This is a genomic window from Pseudomonas sp. S35, assembly GCF_009866765.1.
Classification (GTDB): Bacteria; Pseudomonadota; Gammaproteobacteria; order Pseudomonadales; family Pseudomonadaceae; genus Aquipseudomonas.
Genome location: NZ_CP019431.1, coordinates 6236541 through 6257261 on the forward strand (window position 1 = coordinate 6236541; position 20721 = coordinate 6257261).

General features: G+C 60.6%; 22 protein-coding genes. 7 read left to right on the forward strand and 15 right to left on the reverse strand.

Annotation, left to right across the window (positions count from 1 at the left end; translation table 11 throughout):
* Nucleotides 1–32 precede the first annotated feature (32 nt).
* The 3 genes from PspS35_RS28260 to PspS35_RS28270 form a co-directional block, all read right to left on the reverse strand.
* Nucleotides 33–866: a thymidylate synthase gene (locus tag PspS35_RS28260; protein WP_159937689.1), complete on the reverse strand. Its 834-nt coding sequence runs from the start codon at nt 864–866 to the stop codon at nt 33–35.
* Nucleotides 867–921: 55 nt separating this feature from the next.
* Nucleotides 922–1734, reverse strand: a complete 813-nt coding sequence (lgt, locus tag PspS35_RS28265) for a prolipoprotein diacylglyceryl transferase (protein ID WP_159937690.1) — start codon at nt 1732–1734, stop codon at nt 922–924.
* A 65-nt stretch (nt 1735–1799) separates the two neighbouring features.
* The gene (locus PspS35_RS28270; protein WP_159937691.1) at nt 1800–2582 is read right to left on the reverse strand and encodes a sulfite exporter TauE/SafE family protein; all 783 of its coding nucleotides are present in this window, start codon (nt 2580–2582) and stop codon (nt 1800–1802) included.
* A gap of 121 nt (nt 2583–2703) precedes the next feature.
* Between PspS35_RS28270 and PspS35_RS28275 the strand changes: the two genes are divergently transcribed.
* Nucleotides 2704–3450, forward strand: a complete 747-nt coding sequence (locus tag PspS35_RS28275) for an NRDE family protein (protein WP_159937692.1) — start codon at nt 2704–2706, stop codon at nt 3448–3450.
* Nucleotides 3451–3778: 328 nt separating this feature from the next.
* Here the strand turns inward: PspS35_RS28275 and ptsP are convergent, their stop codons facing one another.
* Together ptsP and PspS35_RS28285 are read right to left on the reverse strand one after the other, a co-directional pair.
* Nucleotides 3779–6058, reverse strand: a complete 2280-nt coding sequence (gene ptsP / locus PspS35_RS28280) for a phosphoenolpyruvate--protein phosphotransferase (protein ID WP_159937693.1) — start codon at nt 6056–6058, stop codon at nt 3779–3781.
* 22 nt (nt 6059–6080) lie between these two features.
* Nucleotides 6081–6560 carry an RNA pyrophosphohydrolase gene (locus tag PspS35_RS28285; RefSeq protein ID WP_003176750.1) on the reverse strand — a complete coding sequence of 160 codons (480 nt, stop codon included), beginning with the start codon at nt 6558–6560 and terminating at the stop codon, nt 6081–6083.
* A 143-nt stretch (nt 6561–6703) separates the two neighbouring features.
* Here PspS35_RS28285 and PspS35_RS28290 point away from each other — a divergent pair, with 143 nt between their 5' ends.
* Nucleotides 6704–7360: an HAD family hydrolase gene (locus tag PspS35_RS28290; protein WP_159937694.1), complete on the forward strand. Its 657-nt coding sequence runs from the start codon at nt 6704–6706 to the stop codon at nt 7358–7360.
* A 49-nt stretch (nt 7361–7409) separates the two neighbouring features.
* Here the strand turns inward: PspS35_RS28290 and PspS35_RS28295 are convergent, their stop codons facing one another.
* Together PspS35_RS28295 and ilvA are read right to left on the reverse strand one after the other, a co-directional pair.
* Entirely contained in the window at nt 7410–7823 is a 414-nt protein-coding gene (locus PspS35_RS28295) for a DUF2269 family protein (protein WP_159937695.1), read from the reverse strand.
* A gap of 43 nt (nt 7824–7866) precedes the next feature.
* Nucleotides 7867–9381 carry a threonine ammonia-lyase, biosynthetic gene (ilvA, locus tag PspS35_RS28300; protein ID WP_159937696.1) on the reverse strand — a complete coding sequence of 505 codons (1515 nt, stop codon included), beginning with the start codon at nt 9379–9381 and terminating at the stop codon, nt 7867–7869.
* Nucleotides 9382–9518: 137 nt separating this feature from the next.
* Between ilvA and rpiA the strand changes: the two genes are divergently transcribed.
* On the forward strand, nt 9519–10190 hold the full coding sequence (rpiA, locus tag PspS35_RS28305) for a ribose-5-phosphate isomerase RpiA (protein ID WP_159937697.1): 672 nt from the start codon (nt 9519–9521) through the stop codon (nt 10188–10190).
* A 57-nt stretch (nt 10191–10247) separates the two neighbouring features.
* Here rpiA and PspS35_RS28310 read toward each other — a convergent pair whose 3' ends face one another.
* The 4 genes from PspS35_RS28310 to PspS35_RS28325 form a co-directional block, all read right to left on the reverse strand.
* Nucleotides 10248–11162, reverse strand: a complete 915-nt coding sequence (locus PspS35_RS28310; protein WP_159937698.1) for an SdiA-regulated domain-containing protein — start codon at nt 11160–11162, stop codon at nt 10248–10250.
* A 120-nt stretch (nt 11163–11282) separates the two neighbouring features.
* Nucleotides 11283–12209: an SdiA-regulated domain-containing protein gene (locus tag PspS35_RS28315; protein ID WP_159937699.1), complete on the reverse strand. Its 927-nt coding sequence runs from the start codon at nt 12207–12209 to the stop codon at nt 11283–11285.
* 219 nt (nt 12210–12428) lie between these two features.
* Nucleotides 12429–13094, reverse strand: coding sequence for a fumarylacetoacetate hydrolase family protein (locus PspS35_RS28320; RefSeq protein ID WP_159937700.1), 666 nt, complete (start codon nt 13092–13094; stop codon nt 12429–12431).
* 11 nt (nt 13095–13105) lie between these two features.
* The gene (locus PspS35_RS28325) at nt 13106–14500 is read right to left on the reverse strand and encodes an FAD-binding oxidoreductase (RefSeq protein ID WP_159937701.1); all 1395 of its coding nucleotides are present in this window, start codon (nt 14498–14500) and stop codon (nt 13106–13108) included.
* A gap of 204 nt (nt 14501–14704) precedes the next feature.
* Between PspS35_RS28325 and serA the strand changes: the two genes are divergently transcribed.
* Nucleotides 14705–15934, forward strand: coding sequence for a phosphoglycerate dehydrogenase (serA, locus tag PspS35_RS28330; RefSeq protein ID WP_003195214.1), 1230 nt, complete (start codon nt 14705–14707; stop codon nt 15932–15934).
* Nucleotides 15935–16001: 67 nt separating this feature from the next.
* On the opposite strand, the gene PspS35_RS28335 is transcribed toward serA, so the two are convergent.
* Nucleotides 16002–16442, reverse strand: a complete 441-nt coding sequence (locus tag PspS35_RS28335) for a DUF4399 domain-containing protein (protein WP_159937702.1) — start codon at nt 16440–16442, stop codon at nt 16002–16004.
* Between the two features lie 134 nt (nt 16443–16576).
* Between PspS35_RS28335 and PspS35_RS28340 the strand changes: the two genes are divergently transcribed.
* Complete coding sequence (locus tag PspS35_RS28340; RefSeq protein WP_159937703.1) at nt 16577–17101, forward strand: transporter substrate-binding domain-containing protein; 525 nt, start codon at nt 16577–16579, stop codon at nt 17099–17101.
* On the opposite strand, the gene PspS35_RS28345 is transcribed toward PspS35_RS28340, so the two are convergent.
* The gene (locus tag PspS35_RS28345; protein WP_159937704.1) at nt 17052–17534 is read right to left on the reverse strand and encodes a DUF523 domain-containing protein; all 483 of its coding nucleotides are present in this window, start codon (nt 17532–17534) and stop codon (nt 17052–17054) included. The genes PspS35_RS28340 and PspS35_RS28345 overlap by 50 nt on opposite strands.
* Before the next feature lie 2 nt (nt 17535–17536).
* Nucleotides 17537–18169 carry a 2OG-Fe(II) oxygenase gene (locus PspS35_RS28350; protein WP_159938126.1) on the reverse strand — a complete coding sequence of 211 codons (633 nt, stop codon included), beginning with the start codon at nt 18167–18169 and terminating at the stop codon, nt 17537–17539.
* A 131-nt stretch (nt 18170–18300) separates the two neighbouring features.
* Between PspS35_RS28350 and PspS35_RS28355 the strand changes: the two genes are divergently transcribed.
* Nucleotides 18301–19053: a DUF2059 domain-containing protein gene (locus PspS35_RS28355; protein WP_159937705.1), complete on the forward strand. Its 753-nt coding sequence runs from the start codon at nt 18301–18303 to the stop codon at nt 19051–19053.
* A 43-nt stretch (nt 19054–19096) separates the two neighbouring features.
* Here PspS35_RS28355 and PspS35_RS28360 read toward each other — a convergent pair whose 3' ends face one another.
* Nucleotides 19097–20038, reverse strand: coding sequence for an alpha/beta hydrolase (locus PspS35_RS28360; RefSeq protein WP_159937706.1), 942 nt, complete (start codon nt 20036–20038; stop codon nt 19097–19099).
* 99 nt (nt 20039–20137) lie between these two features.
* On the opposite strand from PspS35_RS28360, the gene PspS35_RS28365 reads away from it, so the two are divergent.
* The gene (locus PspS35_RS28365; protein ID WP_159937707.1) at nt 20138–20713 is read left to right on the forward strand and encodes a DUF6436 domain-containing protein; all 576 of its coding nucleotides are present in this window, start codon (nt 20138–20140) and stop codon (nt 20711–20713) included.
* Nucleotides 20714–20721 lie beyond the last annotated feature (8 nt).

The following is a 20721-nucleotide window of genomic DNA, read 5'->3' on the forward strand; positions in this document are numbered from 1 at the left end:
AAGCCCCCTCCCACAGTGGACAGCGTCAGACTCTAGATAGCCACGTCGGCCTTGATGCTTGGATCGGCGTCATAGCCCACGATTTCGAAGTCTTCGAACTTGTAATCGTAGATCGACGCAGGCTTACGCTTGATCACCAACTCCGGCAGTTTCTTCGGCGTGCGCGCCAGTTGTGTGCGGATTTGTTCCATATGGTTGCTGTAGGCATGGGTGTCGCCAGTGGTGACGATGATCTCGTGGGGGATCAGGTCGCACTGCTGGGCCAGCATATGGGTCAGCAACGCCAGCGCGGCGGTGTTGTACGGCAGGCCGAGGAAAACGTCGGAACTGCGGATGTACAACTGCATCGACAGGTGGCCGTCATGCACGAACGCCTGGTACAGCAGGTGGCACGGTGGCAGGGCTTGTTTGCCGTTGCGCGCGTTTTCCTGGGGGCTCTTGGTTTCGTCCGGCAGGTACTCGACGTTCCAACCGTGGAACAGGATGCGGCGGCTGTTGGGGTTGGTCTTGAGCGTCTCGACCATATAGTCGATCTGGTTGATCTTGCCGCCGTCCTTGGTCGGCCAGGCGGTCCACTGCTCGCCGTAGACCGGGCCCAGGTCGCCGTCTTCGGTGGCCCACTCGTCCCAGATCTTCACGCCGTTTTCGTTGAGCCACTTGATGTTGGTGTTGCCGCTCAACATCCAGATCAGCTCGTTGGCGATGCTTTTGAAGTGAAGCTTCTTGGTGGTCAGCAGCGGAAAGCCGTCGGCCAAGTTATGCCGATACTGACGGGCAAACACGGCCTTGGTGCCGGTGCCGGTGCGATCGCCCTTGGTCAGGCCATTGGTCACGACGTCGTTCAGTAGTTCGAGATATTGCTTCATGTAAGTACCCGTATCGTTGAAGCCTGGGCCCGCGTGCAGGCCCAGGCGTTCGAATTTAAAGCGCGGTGTTCTTCAGCGGCTGCGGGCGATTGTACGCCCACCACAGCAGACCCAGACCTACGAGGATCATTGGGATGCTCAGCACCTGACCCATGGTCAGCCAGCCCCACGCGAGATAGCCCAATTGCGCATCCGGCACGCGCACGAATTCGACGATGAAACGGAAGATCCCGTAAAACAGCGCGAACATGCCGGAAACGGCCATGGTCGGGCGCGGCTTGCGCGAGAAGAGGTACAGAATGAGGAACAGCGCCACACCTTCCAACGCGAACTGGTACAGCTGCGACGGGTGGCGCGGCAGTTGCGCCGGGTCGCTGAACGGCGGGAACACCATCGCCCACGCCACGTCGGTCGGCTTGCCCCACAGCTCGGCGTTGATGAAGTTACCGATGCGCCCAGCACCCAGGCCAATCGGCACCAGCGGCGCGACGAAGTCCATCAGTTGGAAGAACGATTTGCCATTGCGCCGGCCAAACCACCAGGCGGCGATCATTACGCCGATGAACCCGCCGTGGAACGCCATGCCGCCTTTCCACACTTCGAAAATCAGCGTCGGGTTGGCGATGTAGGCGGACAGGTCGTAAAACAGCACATACCCCAATCGCCCGCCGACAATGACCCCCATCGACAGCCAGAAGACCATGTCGGAGAGTTTCTCCTTGGTCCAGGTCGGGTCGAAACGGTTCAGGCGCCGAGAGGCCAGCAGCCAGGCACCGCCGATGCCGATCAGGTACATCAACCCGTACCAATGGATTTTCAGCGGACCGATGGCCAGGGCCACCGGGTCGATCTGCGGGTAAGGCAGCATTGCGACTCCTCGTTAAATCATGCGTTATGGCGCCCCGACCATGCCCGGGCGCGATTAAGTCTGCGTTACAACAAAAAGTTTAAACCTACGCAAAACAGCAGGCCGGCGAACAGCCGCTTGAGCAAGCGCGGCGACAACCGATGCGCCAGGCGTGCGCCGAAGCGGGCAAACACCATGCTGGTCAGGGCAATGCCCAGCAGCGCCGGCAAATACACGAACCCTAGACTATGAGCGGGCAGCAACGGGTCATGCCAGCCCAGAATCATGAAACTTAATGTACTGGCCAGGGCAATCGGCAGGCCACAGGCCGATGAAGTGGCCACCGCCTGCTGCATCGGCACGCTGCGCCAGGTCAAAAACGGCACGGTCAGCGAACCGCCGCCAATCCCGAAGATCGCCGACGCCCAGCCAATCACCGTGCCCGCCAGGGTCAGGCCGACCTTGCCCGGCACGGTGCGGCTGGCTTTGGGTTTGACTTCCAGGGCAAGCTGCACGGCGATGATCAGCGCAAACACGCCGATGACTTTCTGCAAATGCGGGCCGGAAATCGCCTCGGCGGTCAGCGCGCCGAAGCCTGCACCGATCAGGATACCAACCGTCATCCACACGAATATTGGCCAACGCACCGCGCCACGTCGGTGGTGTTCACGCACGGCGTTGACAGAGGTAAATATGATGGTCGCCAGGGACGTGCCCACGGCCAGGTGGGTGAGCACCTGCGGGTCGAAGCCCTGCAAGGTGAAACTGAACACCAGCACCGGCACGATAATGATCCCGCCGCCCACGCCAAACAGCCCGGCGAGCACGCCCGCGCAAGCGCCCAGCAGCAAATACAGCAGAAATTCCATGGGAGCCCCCTAATCAAGTCCGGCATGTTAACGGATGGAAGGCACGGCGCCCAACTGGATACGATGGAACACCGCTGCCGGTGTGGGTAGAGTGACAAAAAACACAAAAGGGAAACGCCTGATGTGCCTGATTGTTTTCGCCTGGCGGCCGGGCCACGCCCAACCGCTGATCGTCGCGGCCAACCGCGATGAGTTCTACGCCCGCCCCAGCCTGCCGCTGGCCCAGTGGCTTGATGCCCCCGACGTTTATGCCGGCCGCGATCAGGAAGCGGGTGGCACCTGGCTGGGGGTAAATGCCGATGGACGCTTTGCCGCCCTGACCAATATCCGTGATCCGCACCAGCCGCCGGCACGTAAATCCCGTGGGGAGCTGGTGGCGCGATTTCTCAATGGGAGCCTGCCGATTGACGAATATTTAGCCGACGTTAACGGGCGTTCGATTGAATATGCTGGGTTTAACCTGCTAGTCGGCACGCGGGATGAACTGTGGCATTACAACGCCAACCAGACTGAGCCGACTCAGTTGAAGGCCGGGGTGTATGGCTTGTCCAACGCCGGACTGGATACGCCGTGGCCCAAATTGCTCAAAGCCAAGGCAGCGTTGAGCGCGGTGCTGGATGATCCGCAGCCGGAGGTGTTGCTGGGGATTTTGAGTGACCCGCAGACGGCGTCGTTTGCAGACTTGCCGGATACCGGGGTGGGGTTGGCGACGGAGAGCCTGTTATCCAGTGTGTTTATCGCCAGCCCCAGTTATGGGACGCGGGCGAGTACGGCGTTGATTGTGAATGCGGATGGAACGCGGCGGATGGTGGAGCGCAGTTTTGGGCCCCATGGTGGGCGGCTGGGCGAAGTGGAAATCAAGATCTAGCGGCGCTTGTACTGGCCTCATCGCAGCATAGGTATCTACACATCTTTGGTGAAAACCTACCCTTAGCGAACGAGGCCCTTGTGGTGAGCGGGCTTGCCCCGCGCTGGGGTGCGAAGCGGCCCCAAAACCGGCCAATGGGTTATGACTGAAAAAATGCGGTGCCTGGATTGGGGCTGCTTCGCATCCCAGCGCGGGGCAAGCCCGCTCACCACAGGGTTTTGTGCCTGCCTCTAAGAGTTGTGTAGATACCTATGCTCATCGCAGGCAAGCCAGCTCCCACAGGGGAATGCATTCCAAATGTGGGAGCTGGCTTGCCTGCGATGACGGTCTAGAGAGTTTTGGCAGAGGCCGGGTTGATCATCCGCGTCAGCCCCAGATTCTTCAGCGCCAACTGCAGCGAGCTGTGGATAACTTGCGGGTTGTCGATGGTCATCAACTCGGCCAACAACTCCTTGGCCATGCTCAGGTCAACCTGACGCAACATCCACTTCACCTTCGGCAAGTTGGTGGCGTTCATCGACAGGCTGTCAAAGCCCATCGCCATCAACAGCACTGCCGCCGCCGGGTCACCGGCCATTTCACCGCAGATGCTCACCGGCTTGCCTTCGGCATGGGCGTCGCGCACCACATGTTGCAGCGCTTGCAGCACCGCCGGGTGCAGGTAGTCGTAGAGGTCGGCCACCCGTGGGTTGTTACGGTCCACGGCCAGCAGGTATTGGGTCAGGTCGTTGGAGCCCACCGACAGGAAGTCCACCTGCCGCGCCAGCTCTTTGGCCTGGTACACCGCCGCCGGGATTTCGATCATCACGCCAATGGGCGGCATCGGCACGTCGGCGCCTTCGTCGCGCACTTCGCCCCAGGCGCGGTGAATCAGGTGCAGCGCCTCTTCCAGCTCATGGGTGCCGGAGATCATCGGCAACAGGATGCGCAGGTTGTTCAGGCCTTCGCTGGCCTTGAGCATGGCGCGGGTCTGTACGAGGAAAATTTCGGGATGGTCGAGGGTGACGCGAATCCCGCGCCAGCCGAGGAAGGGGTTGTCTTCCTTGATCGGGAAATACGACAGTGACTTGTCGCCGCCGATGTCCAGGCTGCGCATGGTCACCGGCAACGGGTGGAAGGCTTGCAGTTGCTCGCGATAGATCGCCAGCTGCTCCTTCTCACTCGGGAAACGCTGGTTGATCATGAACGGCACTTCGGTGCGGTACAGCCCCACGCCTTCGGCGCCACGCTGTTGTGCCCGGGCTACGTCGGCCAGCAGGCCGGTATTGACCAGCAGCGGTACGCGATGGCCATCGGTGGTCACGCACGGCAACTCACGCAATGAGTCCAGGCCCAGCGCCAGTTGTTTCTCTTCTTCCACCACTTCGGCGTATTGCTTGCGCAGTACGTCGCTGGGGTTGGTGAAGACTTCACCGCGATGGCCATCGACGATCATGTCGATGCCGTCGACCTTGGAGTACGGCAGGTCCACCAGGCCCATCACCGTCGGAATGCCCATGGCCCGGGCCAGGATCGCGACGTGGGAGTTACCCGAACCGAGTACCGAGACCAGGCCCACCAGTTTGCCTTCCGGCACTTCGCCGAGCATGGTGGCGGTCAGTTCTTCGCTGATCAGGATGGTGTTGTCGGGGTAGACCAGGTTGGTGGTGCGGTCTTCCTGCAGGTAGGCCAGCAGACGGCGACCGAGGTCGCGCACATCCGAGGCGCGCTCGCGCAGGTAGGCGTCGTCCATCAATTCGAAACGGTTGACGTGATCGGTGACCACCTGGCGCAGCGCGCCCTGCGCCCATTGGCCGGTCTTGATCACGGTTTTGACTTCGTTACCCAGGGACGCGTCGTCGAGCATCATCTGATACACGTCGAACAGCGCACGCTCTTCGGGGCGCAGTTGGGTGGCCAGCTTGGTCGACAGGTTGCGCATGTCGGCGCGCACGCCTTCCAGGGCGGTCTTGAACAGTTTGATTTCGGCGTCGATGTCGTTGACGGTCTTGTCCGGCACCACATCGAGGTCGGCCGGCGGCAGCATGACCACCGCCGTACCCACGGCAGCACCCGGCGAACCCGGTACGCCGACGAACTTGGCTTCCTGGATGCCCTTGCCTTGACGCCCCAGGCCGCGAATCGAACCGGTGGCTTCGGCGTGGGCAATCACCCCGGCGAGCTGCGCGCTCATGGTCACGAGGAAGGCTTCTTCACCTTCGTCGAACTGGCGGCGCTCTTTCTGCTGGATGACCAACACACCGACGACGCGACGGTGGTGGATGATCGGCGCGCCGAGGAATGACGCGTAGCGCTCTTCGCCGGTTTCGGCAAAGTAGCGGTAACGCGGGTGATCGGCCGCGTTTTCAAGGTTCAGGGGTTCTTCACGCGTCCCCACCAGGCCCACCAGACCTTCATTGGGCGCCATGCTGACTTTGCCGATGGAGCGCTTGTTCAAGCCCTCCGTAGCCATCAGCACAAAACGGTTGGTCTCTGGGTCCAGCAGGTAAACCGAGCAGACCTGGCTGCCCATGGCTTCCTTGACGCGCAACACAATAATCCCCAACGCCGCCTTGAGATCCTTGGCGGAGTTAACTTCCTGGACGATCTTGCGCAGCGTATTGAGCATGGCTCGGGGTCGAACTCCGTCGTCAGTCGCGCGCTAAAAGGCGCGGGGCAAGCTCTTTGAGAGCGCGACGATAAACTTCGCGCTTGAATGTCACCACCTGGCCCAACGGGTACCAATAGCTGACCCAACGCCAGCCATCGAACTCCGGTTTACCGGTCAAATCCATCCGCACCCGCTGCTCGTTGGAGATCAGGCGCAGGAGAAACCATTTCTGCTTCTGGCCGATGCACAGCGGTTGGCTGTGGGTACGCACCAGGCGTTGCGGCAAACGATAGCGCAACCAGCCACGGGTACAGGCCAGAATCTGCACATCTTCGCGCTCAAGGCCGACTTCTTCGTTCAACTCACGGTACAAGGCGTCTTCAGGGGTTTCGTCGGGGTTGATTCCGCCTTGAGGAAACTGCCAGGCATCTTGGTTGATTCGGCGAGCCCATAGCACCTGTCCGGCATCATTCGTAAGAATAATCCCGACATTAGGACGGAAACCATCGGGGTCGATCACGGCAACAACCTCGCAAACGCATATCGTCGCATTGTTCCACAAAGGTTGCGCAAGCGGCAACGAGGCTTCTTACCTTATGTGCACTCTTGTGAAAAGACCGTATTCTGGACACCTTTTTACAGACTTTTCAGCGAGTAACTGCAATGCGCCTGGCTTTATTCGACTTGGACAACACCCTTCTCGGCGGTGACAGCGACCACGCGTGGGGCGATTACCTGTGTGAACGCGGGATTCTCGACCCGGTGGCCTATAAGGCCCGTAACGACGAGTTCTATCAAGACTACCTGGCCGGCAAGCTGGATAACGCCGCCTACCTGAACTTCTGCCTGGAGATCCTCGGCCGCACCGAACTGGATCAGTTGGATGAGTGGCACAACGACTATATGCGCGACTGCATCGAACCGATCGTGCTGCCGCTGGCCTTGGAACTGCTGGCCAAACATCGCGACGCTGGCGACAAGTTGGTGATCATCACCGCCACCAACCGTTTCGTCACCGCGCCGATTGCCGCACGCCTGGGTGTCGACACCCTGATCGCCACCGAATGCGAGATGGAAAATGGCCGCTACACCGGGCGCAGCACCGATGTGCCGTGCTTTCGTGAGGGCAAGGTGACGCGTTTGAACCGTTGGTTGGAAGAGACGGGATATAGCCTGCAAGACAGCTACTTCTATAGCGACTCGATGAATGACCTGCCGCTGTTGGAGCAGGTGACGCATGCGGTGGCGGTGGACCCGGACCCGAATTTGCGCGCCGAAGCCGAGAAGCGGGGTTGGCCGGTGATTACGCTGCGTAGCTGATGGCGCTATCGGGAGCAAGCCCCCGATGCGGACAACTCGGTCCCAAGCCTTAAACCGGCTTGGCGCCCATCAGCCCCGCAATCGCCACAAACCCCACCAGACTGACCACCGCCAGCACCAGAGTAAAATTCAGGCTACCGCCCTCCCCCTTGCGCAGCCGGTTAAGCCGCGCCACCAGCCAGAACCACGCCAGCGCCGCCACGGTGTACAAAAGGCTGGAACCCAGAATCCAGGTCTGCCCCAGCGGCCAGCCGATCAGGTGTGCCAGCCACCAGCCGGTGAATGGCATGCTCACCACGCAAATCCCCATCAGCAACCACACGAACGCCCAAGGGCGCTGCACGATCACCGCAGGACCGGCGCTGCGCTTGCGCCAGGCCAGCAGCGCCAGGCCGAGGCCGCTGAGCAGCAGTACCACGGTGGCCGCGATGTGGATAACTTTCAGCGTCATCAGGGTTTCCATGTTTCTTATTCCTTAGAGGCCGTCCCCCAATCAGCGTAGTCGCTCAACCGAGGAACAGTTTGTAGGCCGGGTTATCGCTCTCATCCCAGTACGGGTAGCCAATGGCTTCCAGCGCTGGGGGGACGAGGTGACGCTCGTTCGCCGGCACTTGCAGGCCGGCGACTACACGGCCGTCGGCTGCGCCGTGGTTACGATAGTGGAACATCGAGATGTTCCAGCGCCCGCCCAACTTGTGAAGAAAGTTGAACAAGGCGCCCGGGCGCTCCGGGAACTCGAAGCGAAACACCACTTCATTACTGACGTGCGCCGCATGGCCGCCGACCATATGGCGGATGTGCAACTTGGCGAGTTCGTTTTCGGTCAGGTCCAGCACCGGGAAACCCTGCTCGGTGAGGCTGGCGATCAACGCGCTGCGCGGGTCGGTTTCCGGGTGGGTCTGCACGCCAACGAAGATGTGCGCTTCGCTGCCGGAGTGGTAGCGGTAGTTGAATTCGGTGATCTGGCGCTTGCCCACGGCCTCGCAAAACGCCTTGAAGCTGCCCGGCTGCTCCGGGATGGTCACGGCGATGATGGCTTCGCGGCCTTCACCAAGCTCGGCGCGCTCGGCTACGTGACGCAGGCGGTCGAAGTTGACGTTGGCGCCAGAGTCGATGGCGACAAAGGTCTGGCCGCTGACGCCACGGGTCTCCACGTACTTCTTGATCCCGGCCACACCCAGCGCGCCTGCCGGCTCGGTGATGGAACGGGTGTCGTCGTAGATGTCCTTGATCGCCGCACAGATCTCGTCGGTGCTCACGGTGATCACTTCATCGACATAGTCTTTGCAGATATCAAAGGTGTACTGGCCGATCTGCGCCACCGCCACGCCGTCGGCAAAGATCCCGACTGCCGGCAGCACCACGCGCTCGCCCGCCGCCATCGCGGCCTGCAGGCAGTTGGAGTCGTCCGGTTCGACGCCGATGATCTTGATCTCCGGACGCAGGTATTTCACGTACGCCGCAATGCCTGCAATCAAGCCACCACCACCCACCGGTACAAAGATCGCGTCCAGCGGCCCTGGGTGCTGGCGCAGGATCTCCATCGCCACGGTGCCCTGCCCGGCAATGGTGTGTGGATCATCGTAGGGGTGGATGTAGACGTAGCCTTTTTCGTCGACCAGTTTGAGCGAGTAGGCCAGGGCTTCCGGGAAGGAATCACCATGCAGCACCACTTTGCCACCACGGGAGCGCACGCCTTCGACCTTGATCTCAGGGGTGGTCTTGGGCATCACGATAGTCGCCTTGACCCCCAGCACCTTGGCCGCCAAGGCCAGGCCTTGCGCATGATTGCCCGCCGAGGCTGTGACCACACCGCGTGCGCGCTCCTCGTCAGTCAGTTGGGTGAGCTTGTTATAGGCGCCGCGAATCTTGAACGAGAACACCGGCTGCAAGTCTTCACGCTTGAGCCAGACCTTGTTACCCAGCCGCTCGGAGAGCTGGCGAGCGGTCTGTAGCGGGGTTTCTACGGCAACGTCGTAGACGCGCGAGGTGAGGATCTTTTTGACGTACTGTTCAAGCATCGGCGGAAATCACTGGGCGAGTTGGGCAGGGCCGAGGAGTCTAACCCGGCTTTTGGCCGTACGACCACACGAATCCCGAGGTTTTGTTGGGTTATACTCGCGCCCCTCGATAACTCCCCGCCCGTTCCGGAGCCCGCATGACCCAGGATCAACTCAAACAGGCAGTGGCCCAGGCCGCCGTCGATTTAATCCTTCCAAAACTCGACGACAAGAGCATCGTCGGTGTCGGCACCGGCTCCACCGCCAATTGCTTTATCGATGCACTGGCCCAGCACAAGGGCGCGTTCGACGGCGCTGTGGCCAGCTCCGAAGCCACCGCCGCGCGCCTGAAAGGCCACGGCATTCCGGTGTACGAGCTCAACACCGTGAGCGACCTGGAGTTCTACGTCGACGGCGCCGATGAAAGCGACGAGCACCTGAACCTGATCAAGGGCGGCGGCGCAGCCCTGACCCGCGAGAAGATCGTCGCGGCCGTGGCCAAGACGTTCATCTGCATTGCCGACGCCAGCAAGCTGGTGCCCGTCCTCGGCGCCTTCCCGTTGCCGGTGGAAGTGATCCCGATGGCCCGCAGCCACGTGGCCCGCGAGCTGGTGAAACTGGGCGGCGACCCGGTGTACCGCGAAGGCGTGTTGACCGACAACGGCAACATCATCCTCGACGTGTTCAATATGCAGATCAGCAACCCGGTGGCGCTGGAAGCCCAGATCAACGCCATCGTCGGTGTGGTCACCAATGGCCTGTTTGCCGCGCGCCCGGCAGATGTGCTGCTGCTCGGCACCGCTGAGGGCGTCAAAACCCTAAAAGCCTGATGCAAAACCAAATGTGGAAGGGGGCTTGCCCCCTCCCACATTGGCTTGGCGGTGTTTTCAGGGGCTGGTTTTTTTGAACACGTAGAACAGGTTCGGCTCACTGACCAGGTACAACGTGCCTTCGTCATCCATGGCGATTCCTTCGGCCTGGGGCACACGTTTTTTAAGGCCATGGCGCCCGTTCAGCAGTGACAAGCTGCTCAACGGGCGACCGTCGATATCCAGTTCCAGCACCAGAAACGACTCATCCGACAGCGCCAGCAGATGGCCGCTGCGCTCGTCGTACTGCAGGCTCGACAGGTCCCGCACAAACAGCCCAGCGTCACGCTTGGGGTTGTTGATCACGTGCACCGAGTAGGTTTTCTCTGGCTTGAAATGGGGAAACCCGTGGACCTCGTAGATCAACATCGGGTCGCGCTCCTTGGCCACGAACAGGCGCTTGCCCACCGAGTCATAGGCCAACCCTTCAAAACCCTTGTTGCCGCCTACGTGCAGGCCCAGGGTCATCTGCTCCGCATCGGCGGCGTCGAGGAACTGGGTGTCGTCGTCCACATGCACCTTGATCAACCGCTGCTGGCGCTCGTCGGTGATGACATAGATGTTGTCGCTGATGAATTCCACAGCTTCGGCATCGCCGAACCCCACCAAAGGGATGCGCCGCAGGATCTTGCCCTCCAGGGAGAGCTCGATCAGTTCAGCGTTCTGATTGGTCACGGTAAACAGGCTTTTGCGCACCGGGTCATAGGTGAGGGCCGAGACATCGTCAGCGAGCCCCTCGATCACCTGGGCCTCCAGGGTCACCCGGTAATCCGCCAGGCCGATCGAACGTTCGTCTGCCGGCTGGCGCCACGCCTGCCAGTTGAACCAGGCGCGCTCGAACAAGCGAAAGTGCTGCCCAGCGACCCCGGCGCAGATCAGGGCGATCAGCACCAGGAGAAACAGAATGGGTTTGGGGCGGGCAAGTCGGCGCATTGGACGGGCTCAAAATCAAAAGTGGCGAATGAATATCACGCCTGTCTGAATTTAAACTTAAACGCGCCCTGCTGTCTGGCGAATGCCGCTCTTAGAGAAATATCCGACGTAATTTGTCGGTTACTTCTGTCTCTCGAAACGATAGAACAGGTTTGGCTCACTGACCATATACAAAGTGCCATCCTCATCCATAGTCACCCCTTCTGCACGGGGAATGGTTTTGCTCAAGCCATTGAAGCCGCCAAGCAAGGTCATGAAGCTGACTTGTTCGCCCTTCTCGTCCAACTCCAGCAACAGGTGGGAGTCGGCCGAAAGCACCAGGAGGTGGCCGGTGCGCGGGTCGACAGCCAGGGCCGAGAGGTTGCGCATGTCCAGTTCTTTGCTGGCGAGTTTTTGCTTGTCGCCAACCAAGGTCTGGCCGCCATCGCTTTTCCAGGTGAACAACGCCGGTGGACGCTCCTCACCCAGCACAAGTTGCTGGCCTAGCTTGTCCCAGGCGATCGCTTCAAAGGCTTTGTTCTGGTCTTTGGATGGCCCCAGTTCATAGGCGGGGAAGTCAGCCTTGTTCAACTGCTGGGTCGTCGCGTCGACCTTGACGATGGTCAGGCTGTGCTGGCGCTCGTCCACCACCGCGATCAGGCCATTTTCCAGCACCGTCACGCCTTCCGGGTTTTCCCAGCCATTGAGCGGCATCTTGCGCAGCACATCGCCTTGCAGGCTCAACTCAACGAGGAATGGGTTTTTGCCCATGACGGAAAACAGGGTTTTGGTCTGCGGGTTGTAGGAGACATCCGAGGCCTCGTCCTTCTCCATGCCTGGCAACACTTTCGCGTCGATGACGGCGTGGTAATCCGGCAACCACACACTTTCGCTGCGCTCAGCCGGTGTTTCAAAGCGCTCCGACACCCACAGCATGCCGCGATCGTCCCAATGCATGGCCCAGGCAACGCCATAGACGATCACGCCCGCCAAAAACAGCCAGGAATACCAGCGCAGGGCAAAACGAGAACGCGGCTTGGGTGTGGCGGAAGGTAGGGACACGGCCATGGGGCGCTTTTTCCGGAAAGTCAGTGTTAGGGGATAGCACAAGGCCAAGGATTATCCGGGTAGTGTGTGAAAAAAATGCAAACGCGGGGACCTTGAGGCCTGCACAGGTTCAATGTAGGAGGGGGCTTGCTCCCGATAAGGGAGTGTCAGCCACCAGATGCTTGGCTGATACACCGCTATCGGGAGCAAGCCCCCTCCCACATTCTTGACCGCGTTGCGTCAGCGAACGCTGCTTTCGAAGCGGTTCACACCCGCCAACTCCAACACCAACTCATCGCCCACATTCAACGGACCTACGCCAGCCGGGGTGCCGGTGAGGATCACATCACCGGCCTGCAGCGAGAAGCAGCCGGCCATGTGTTGGATCATCGGGATGATCGGGTTGAGCATCTGCGCGCTGTTGCCGTCCTGGCGCACTTCGCCGTTGATGGTCAGGCGAATGCCGATATCAGTCACGTCCGGGAACGTGCTGCCGACCACGAACGGTGCAATCACCGCTGCGCCATCGAAGGACTTGGCGATTTCCCAGGGCAGGCCCTTGGCTTTCAATTCGGCCTGTTTGTCGCGCAGGGTCAAATCCAGGGCCGGGGCGAAGCCGGAGATGGCATCCAGCACTTCTTCACGGCTTGGCTTGTTCGACAGTGGCTTGCCGATCAATACCGCGATTTCCGCTTCGTAGTGCACCGAGCCACGCTCGGTAGGGATGGCAAAACCGCCTTCCAGCGGCACGACACAGCTGCCGGGCTTGATGAACAGCAACGGCTCGGTCGGCACCGGGTTATCCAGTTCCTTGGCATGTTCGGCGTAGTTACGCCCAATGCACACCACTTTACCCAACGGGAAGTGGATGTTGGTGCCGTCGACATACTTGTGCTGGTAGCTCATGGAGCGACTCCTTAAACAGCGAAGATCTTGCCAGGGTTCATGATCCCGTTAGGGTCGAATACCGCTTTCACGGCCTTCATGTATTCGATTTCAACCGGGGAACGGCTGTAGGTCAGGTAATCGCGCTTGGTCATGCCCACGCCGTGCTCGGCGGAGATCGAGCCGTTGTACTTCTGAACGGTTTCGAACACCCACTTGTTCACGGTGGCGCACTTGGCGAAGAACTCATCCTTGCTCAGGTTTTGCGGCTTGAGGATGTTCAGGTGCAGGTTGCCGTCGCCGATGTGGCCGAACCACACGATTTCGAAGTCCGGGTAGTGTTCGCCGACGATCGCGTCGATTTCCTTCAAAAACGCCGGCACCTTGGACACGGTGACCGAGATGTCGTTCTTGTACGGCGTCCAGTGGGAAATGGTCTCGGAGATGTACTCGCGCAGTTTCCACAGGTTGTGCAGTTGGGTTTCGCTCTGGCTCATCACGCCGTCCAGCACCCAGCCCTGCTCGACGCAGTGCTCGAAGGTTTCCAGGGCGTGGTTGGCGACTTCTTCGGTGGTGGCTTCAAATTCCAGCAACGCGTAGAACGGGCACTCGGTTTCGAACGGCGCCGGTACATCGCCACGGCCCATGACCTTGGCCAGGGCCTTGTCGGAGAAGAATTCGAACGCAGTCAGGTCCAGCTTGCTCTGGAACGCGTGCAGCACCGGCATGATCGAGTCGAAATCGGTGGTACCCAGCACCATCGCGGTGAGGTTTTTCGGCGCCCGGTCCAGGCGCATGGTGGCTTCGACCACAAAGCCCAAGGTGCCTTCAGCGCCGATAAACAGCTGGCGCATGTCGTAGCCGGTGGCGTTCTTGATCAGGTCACGGTTCAGTTCCAGCACGTCACCCTTGCCGGTGACGACTTTCATACCGGCTACCCAGTTACGGGTCATGCCGTAGCGAATCACCTTGATCCCGCCGGCATTGGTGCCGATATTGCCGCCAATCTGGCTGGAACCGGACGAGGCGAAGTCCACCGGGTAGTACAAACCCTTTTCTTCGGCGACGTTCTGCAATTGCTTGGTGACCACACCCGGCTGGCACACAGCGGTACGGTCGGTGAGGTTCACGTCGAGGACCTGGTTCATATAGTCGAACGACACAACCACTTCGCCATTGGCCGCCACCGCCGCTGCCGACAGGCCGGTACGACCGCCGGAAGGCACCAGCGCGACCTTGTGTTCATTGGCCCAGCGCACGATGGCCTGCACCTGCTCAATGGTCTTGGGGAAGACGATGGCGGTCGGCGCAGGTGCGAAGTGCTTGGTCCAATCCTTGCCGTAAGCCTCCAGGGAGTCGGCGTCGGTCAGCACTTTGCCGGGCTCAACCAGGGTCTTTAGCTCATCAATCAGGGCAGGATGGGTCATCGACAGAACTCTCGAACAATTCATGGTCATCCTGAGAACGCTTCACGTCGCAGGAATGAGTGTTTGCGGGGCGCGTATGCTAGCATACCGCCCCCGCAGGACAGAGCCCAAGGGCGTTTCTGCGGTGACGGCTTTCCTGCCGTCCGGGTCAGCTTAAGCGATCCGACTCCCTGCCATTTTTCTCCGGGATACAGGTTTACGCAGATGAGCAAGACTTCTCTCGATAAGAGCAAGATCAAGTTCCTTCTTCTGGAAGGCGTCCACCCATCGGCTGTCGACGTTCTGAAAGCCGCCGGGTACACCAGCATTGAGTACATCACCAGTTCTCTGCCGGAAGCCCAGCTCAAGGAAAAGATCGCCGACGCGCACTTCATCGGCATTCGCTCCCGCACTCAGCTGACCGAAGAAATCTTCGATCACGCCAAGAAACTCGTGGCAGTTGGCTGTTTCTGCATCGGCACCAACCAAGTCGACCTCAACGCAGCGCGCGAGCGCGGCATCGCGGTGTTCAACGCACCGTACTCCAACACCCGTTCCGTTGCGGAGCTGGTGCTGGCCGAGGCCATCCTGCTGCTGCGCGGCATCCCAGAGAAGAACGCTTCCTGCCACCGTGGCGGCTGGATCAAAAGTGCGGCTAACTCCTTCGAAATCCGCGGTAAGAAGCTGGGTATCGTCGGTTACGGTTCGATCGGCACCCAGCTGTCGGTACTGGCTGAAGGCTTAGGGATGCAGGTGTTCTTCTACGACACCCTGACCAAGCTGCCATTGGGCAACGCCACGCAAGTGGCCAGCCTGACCGAACTGCTGGGCATGTCGGACATCGTGACCCTGCACGTTCCGGAAACCGCTGAGACCCAGTGGATGATCGGCGAGAAGGAAATCCGCGCCATCAAGAAAGGCGGCATCCTGATCAACGCTGCACGCGGCACCGTGGTTGAGCTGGACGCCCTGGCCGATGCGATCAAGGACAAGCACCTGATCGGCGCCGCCATCGACGTATTCCCGGTAGAGCCACGCTCCAACGACGACATCTTCGAAAGCCCGCTGCGTGGCCTGGACAACGTGATCCTGACCCCGCACATCGGTGGCTCCACCGCTGAAGCCCAAGCCAACATCGGCCTGGAAGTCTCGGAAAAACTGGTCAAGTACAGCGACAACGGTACCTCGGTCTCGTCCGTGAACTTCCCGGAAGTGGCCCTGCCGGCTCACCCTGGCAAGCACCGTCTGCTGCACATCCACCAGAACATTCCTGGCGTGATGATGGAGATCAACAAGGTCTTCGCGGAAAACGGCATCAACATCTCCGGTCAGTTCCTACAGACCAACGAGAAGGTCGGCTACGTGGTGATCGACGTCGACGCCGAGTACTCGGACCTGGCGCAAGAGAAGCTGCAGCACATCAACGGCACTATCCGTAGCCGCGTGTTGTTCTAACGCTTTAAACGCTGCACAAAAAATGGGAGACCCGCAGGGGTCTCCCATTTTTTTGTCTGAACAAATATTACTTAACGTCAACCGTGATCACTTTCGAGGCTACAGTGGGCTCGAATTGGCGATGCACATTATCGCCAGCCACCAGTTGCAGGGTGTGCTTGCCTGGGGTCAGGGTCAGCTCGGTTTCGGTTTGCGCCTTGCCGAAGTGAATCGAGGTAGCGGTGGCGGGGATGGCTTCGTCTGCCTTGAGCGCCTTCACGTCCTGGTCGACCAGCAGGTGATGGTGACCCGCGTTAGGCACTTGCTTGTCGATTGGCTCCAGGTCCAGGCCCTTGACGCCGAATTTGACGGTGAAGGTCTTGTCGACAGTCGCGCCATCTTTGGGCGACACAATAAACACCTCGGCCCCCTTGGGCGCGGGGGTACGAGGCACATCGGCGGCATTCGCCAACACGGAGGCACCCAGCAGCAGGCTGGCAATCGTTGCACGGGACAAAAGGGCTTTCATTCGCTTCTCCAGTTTTTCTGTGAAATCTGTAGGGTTATGACAACTTCACGACAAATTGCTGTCCAAGGCACTCACCACCATAGCAAAGCGATGCTGAACGGCGCCTCGCACATTCGAATTCTTTAGGAGTGACCATGCGCTTTTCGCCTGGCCTGTTACTTTTGCTTCCTCTTCTGAGCCCCTTGGCTCATGCCGAACTGATCGACGACGTCAATGATCGCGGTGAACTGCGCATTGCCCTGCAAGCCAACACCCCCCCTTACAATTTCAAGGAAGGCGACAAGCTCACCGGTTTTGAAGTCGAACTGGGTGAACTGCTGGCAAAGGAAATGGACGTGCGCTCCTCGTTTATCACCACCGATGACGCCGATCTGCTGCCTGGGGTGGCAACCGGCAAATACGATGTGGCCATCAACCACATCGCTAAGACTGCCGAGCTTGAGGATCAGTTCGATTTCAGCGAGGTTTATCGCGACCAGCCTGAGCTGGCGATCCCGTTCCAGAAGGGCAACCCGGCGTTCAAGACGAGCCTGGACGGGGCATTGAAACGGGTGAAGGACGATGGCCGATTGAAGGCGCTGTCGCAGAAGTGGTTCGAGGGCGACGCCCCTACAGTAGCGCCAACGCCTGCGCCGCCTCAGGCAACTCCAGCTCACTGAACACCTGCACGCCGTGGCGCTTGAGCAGCGCCGCCGTGACGCCTTCACCACTTACCTTCACGCCGGTGAAGGTGCCGTCATAGGTCAGCAGATTGCCGCAGGACGGGCTGTTGGCCTTGAGGATGGCGATGCGGATGTTGTGGCGCTGCACCAGCGCCAAGGCTTGGCGGGCGCCGTCGAGGAAGGCGGCGCTGAAATCTTCGCCTTCGGCCGTGAGCACTTTGGCCCGGCCTTCCCAGACATCAATGCCTTGCCCACCGGGAATCTCGGCAGACGGCCTGGGCGTCGGCAAACCGCCCGACACTTCCGGGCAGATCGCAACCACTCGCCCTTCGGCCTGCCACGCCGCCAGTTGATCGAATGGCCCGCTGGCCCCGCCGTCGTAGCGCACCTTGTGCCCAAGCAGGCAGCGGCTGATCAGTATCTTTTGCATGGTTAAAACGGCTCGTTACCCCGCCGGCGAAACCAGCCGGTGAGGGACAGGCGTTCGCGCGTGGCAGGCATGACTTCGTGGGGCACTTCGCCCGACAGGAACACCACCAGGCATCCGCCGGTGGGCACCACATCGTATTCGACGCCGCCTTTGAGGTACATGCGCAATTGGCCGCCATGCTCGGGCAGCCAGGCGTCGTTCAAGTAGATCACCGCCGAGACCATGCGCCGGTCATCGTCGCGGAAGCGGTCCAGGTGCTTGAGGTAAAACGCCCCTGGCGGGTACATCGCAAAATGGCTTTCGAAATCTTCCAGGCCAAGGAACAAGCCCCGGTTCATCGCCAGGCGCAGGCTGTCCATCACCGCCATGTAGCTGTCGCAGACGGCCGCGTCGCCCTCCTCCAGCCACTGGATATGGTCGCCGCGAATGCCCTCGCGAATCTCCTGGGCCGGTCCGCGCCCCACCGCCGCTGGCGCCAATTCACCCTCGGCCGCACGTTTACGGCACTCAGCCGCCAGTTCCAGGGTCAGAGCCTGGGGCAGGAAGCCGTTCTGCTGCGACCAACCCTTTTCGGCCAGGTCGTCGACGATGCGTTGCAGCAGGGGGTGATCAAGGGGTATTTGCATGGCGCGCATAGTATCCATACGCCTTCAACTGCGACAGCGCCGTCGAGCGTCTCAACACACTTTAGTCAGGTGACCGATAGGACTTCTCGACAAATCCTACGCCCGACACGGACAATAGTGGCCGACTGACAGGAGTCCATATGCGTCGTTTGTTTTTTTCCTTGCTGATGTTCTGCGTTTTGCCCGCCTGGGCAGACGGCCATGACCAGTTGTACAAGGTCGCCGGCTGGGCCGAACAACGTGCGCATTTCAATGACGCCCTCAGCGCAGCCCAACAGCGCTACCGCAACAGCCTACCGCCGGCGGTGTACCAGGCGCTGGTGGACAACAGCAATAAACGCTTTGCCGCCCAGCCCATGGACCAACGCGCCGAGGCGCAGTTGCGCAAGAACCTGGCAGACCCCAAGCCTGCCCTGGCGTTCTTCCAGTCGCCGCTGGGCCGCAAGATTGTTGCCGCCGAACTGCTCGCCACCCGCCGCGACCAGCTGGCGAAAAACGCCCAGGGCCTGCCGAAGATTGAAGCCGACGCCACTCGCAGCCTGATCATCGGCCATCTGGCACAGGCGCTGCCGGCCCGTGAAGCCGGGGCCGAAGTCAGCCTGGCGATTGCCGGAGTAGCTGCAGACAGCTTGAGCCAGATGATCCCCGGCCTGTTGGGCGGTGGTCAGGCTCAAAGCATGTTGAATGGGCAACGTGAGCGGTTGATGCAGCAGATTGGCAATGATCTGAACAACACGCTGCTGTATGTCTATCGGGATTTGTCTGACCCGGAACTGGAAGAGTTCGCGACGTTTGCGGAGTCACCGGAGGGTAAGGCGTATTACCAGGCGGCGCTGGCAGCGATCCGCGCAGGGCTGGCGGTCGGCCAGAGCACTTCAAGCCTGACGCAGTAGAAAATGTGGGAGGGGGCAAGCCCCCTCCCACATTTGGATTGTGTTATTTCAAATGGTCTGTCAAATACCGGAAGTACTCATCACGAATCTCGGGAATCTCATTCGCCAAGTGATGCCGACCACGCGGCAACATCAACACCTCAGGCTCATCAAACTTGCCCCGCAACACCTGCAAATTGTGCTGCCAGTCCACCGTCATGTCTTCCTCACCCTGCACGATCACTGGCCGCCGCGAGCTGCGCGGTGCGGCTTCGATGCGCTTGATCCAACGCGACAGTGCACCCACCCAGGCGGTGGGCAGTTGGCGCGGCTGTAGCGGGTCAGCTTCCAGGAACGGCTTGAATTGCGGGTCGTTGGTGTTCTCGCTGAAGCGCCGCGCGATGCCTTTTACGAACGGCCGCAGCAGGTAATAGCTGAGCTGCGACCAGCCCCAGGCACGCGGCCGCACCAACGGCGACAGCAAAAAGGTCTTGCCCTGGGCCGGGCTGTTTGCGCCCTGGTTGAGCAGGTGATCCACCACCACCGCGCCGCCGGTACTTTGCCCGAACAGATGCCAGGGTTGCGGCAGTTGCAATGCCTCGGCCTGGGCAAACAGCGCCTGCACCACCTCCTGGTACACCGCAAAATCGTCGATGCTGGCCCGCGCGCCGCTGGACAAACCATGGCCTGGCAGGTCGCAGGCGATTACCACGAAGCCCTGGTCCAGCGCCCAGTCCACCACGTGGCGATACAGGCCCATATGGTCGTAGAAGCCGTGGAACATAAACATCGTCGCCACCGGTTGTGGCGCCAACCACACCTGCCCCACCACCTCGAACCCGCGCACCTGGAAGCGGCCCAGACGGCTCACCGCCGGCACTGTGCGCCCGGCCAAGTCCAATCCATAAAAACGCTGGTACACCCGCGCTTCGGCGCTGAGCGCTTGCGCATCCACCAGGGAGCGCAAGCTGTCGCGCAGATGATCGGGGTCAAAGGTGACGGGCATAAAGGGTTCCAGACTTACGGCGAAGATGAATATCGAGCTGCGATATTCATCTGTCAGGACAAGCATGGCAAGCTACGCGACCCTCGAGGATAGATCTGCATGCGACCGCCCTACCGTACCGCTCTGTTCGCCAGCCTGATACTGGTTATCTGCGCCGGCGTGCTGTGGGCGGCGTATGACTGGTTCCAGGGCCGCTACCTGCGCGCCTTCAGCGAACACACGGCGGTGTTTTCCGGCGATGCCCTGCGCCTGCCCGCAGAGCTGAGCGGGCCAGGCCCGATCCGCCTGGTGCACTTCTGGGACCCGGCCTGCCCGTGCAATGTCGGCAACCAGCAACACCTGGGCGAGCTGATCGAGCAATACGCGCCCCAAGGCGTCGAGTTCTATGCCCTGCAAAAACCCGGCAGCCAAGGCCAACTGCCCGACAACCTGCGCGGCATGAAAACCCTCACCGCACTGCCCGGCGCCGATCAGGTACCGGCCAGCCCCGCCGTGGGGATCTGGGATCGCAACGGCAAGCTTGCGTATCTAGGGCCCTACAGCGAAGGGCTGACGTGCAACGCCAGTAACAGTTTTATCGAGCCGATCCTGAAATCCCTTGAAGCCGGACGCGAGGTGAATGCCACTCACACCCTGGCGGTGGGCTGCTATTGTTCGTGGCCTGAAGATCGTTAGTCACCCCA

Coding starts and splice junctions, on each gene's coding strand:
- PspS35_RS28260 (WP_159937689.1), bottom strand. CDS start 866: ATGAAGCAATATCTCGAACTACTGAACGACGTCGTGACCAATGGCCTG.
- lgt (WP_159937690.1), bottom strand. CDS start 1,734: ATGCTGCCTTACCCGCAGATCGACCCGGTGGCCCTGGCCATCGGTCCG.
- PspS35_RS28270 (WP_159937691.1), bottom strand. CDS start 2,582: ATGGAATTTCTGCTGTATTTGCTGCTGGGCGCTTGCGCGGGCGTGCTC.
- PspS35_RS28275 (WP_159937692.1), top strand. CDS start 2,704: ATGTGCCTGATTGTTTTCGCCTGGCGGCCGGGCCACGCCCAACCGCTG.
- ptsP (WP_159937693.1), bottom strand. CDS start 6,058: ATGCTCAATACGCTGCGCAAGATCGTCCAGGAAGTTAACTCCGCCAAG.
- PspS35_RS28290 (WP_159937694.1), top strand. CDS start 6,704: ATGCGCCTGGCTTTATTCGACTTGGACAACACCCTTCTCGGCGGTGAC.
- PspS35_RS28295 (WP_159937695.1), bottom strand. CDS start 7,823: ATGGAAACCCTGATGACGCTGAAAGTTATCCACATCGCGGCCACCGTG.
- ilvA (WP_159937696.1), bottom strand. CDS start 9,381: ATGCTTGAACAGTACGTCAAAAAGATCCTCACCTCGCGCGTCTACGAC.
- rpiA (WP_159937697.1), top strand. CDS start 9,519: ATGACCCAGGATCAACTCAAACAGGCAGTGGCCCAGGCCGCCGTCGAT.
- PspS35_RS28310 (WP_159937698.1), bottom strand. CDS start 11,162: ATGCGCCGACTTGCCCGCCCCAAACCCATTCTGTTTCTCCTGGTGCTG.
- PspS35_RS28315 (WP_159937699.1), bottom strand. CDS start 12,209: ATGGCCGTGTCCCTACCTTCCGCCACACCCAAGCCGCGTTCTCGTTTT.
- PspS35_RS28320 (WP_159937700.1), bottom strand. CDS start 13,094: ATGAGCTACCAGCACAAGTATGTCGACGGCACCAACATCCACTTCCCG.
- PspS35_RS28325 (WP_159937701.1), bottom strand. CDS start 14,500: ATGACCCATCCTGCCCTGATTGATGAGCTAAAGACCCTGGTTGAGCCC.
- serA (WP_003195214.1), top strand. CDS start 14,705: ATGAGCAAGACTTCTCTCGATAAGAGCAAGATCAAGTTCCTTCTTCTG.
- PspS35_RS28335 (WP_159937702.1), bottom strand. CDS start 16,442: ATGAAAGCCCTTTTGTCCCGTGCAACGATTGCCAGCCTGCTGCTGGGT.
- PspS35_RS28340 (WP_159937703.1), top strand. CDS start 16,577: ATGCGCTTTTCGCCTGGCCTGTTACTTTTGCTTCCTCTTCTGAGCCCC.
- PspS35_RS28345 (WP_159937704.1), bottom strand. CDS start 17,534: ATGCAAAAGATACTGATCAGCCGCTGCCTGCTTGGGCACAAGGTGCGC.
- PspS35_RS28350 (WP_159938126.1), bottom strand. CDS start 18,169: ATGCGCGCCATGCAAATACCCCTTGATCACCCCCTGCTGCAACGCATC.
- PspS35_RS28355 (WP_159937705.1), top strand. CDS start 18,301: ATGCGTCGTTTGTTTTTTTCCTTGCTGATGTTCTGCGTTTTGCCCGCC.
- PspS35_RS28360 (WP_159937706.1), bottom strand. CDS start 20,038: ATGCCCGTCACCTTTGACCCCGATCATCTGCGCGACAGCTTGCGCTCC.
- PspS35_RS28365 (WP_159937707.1), top strand. CDS start 20,138: ATGCGACCGCCCTACCGTACCGCTCTGTTCGCCAGCCTGATACTGGTT.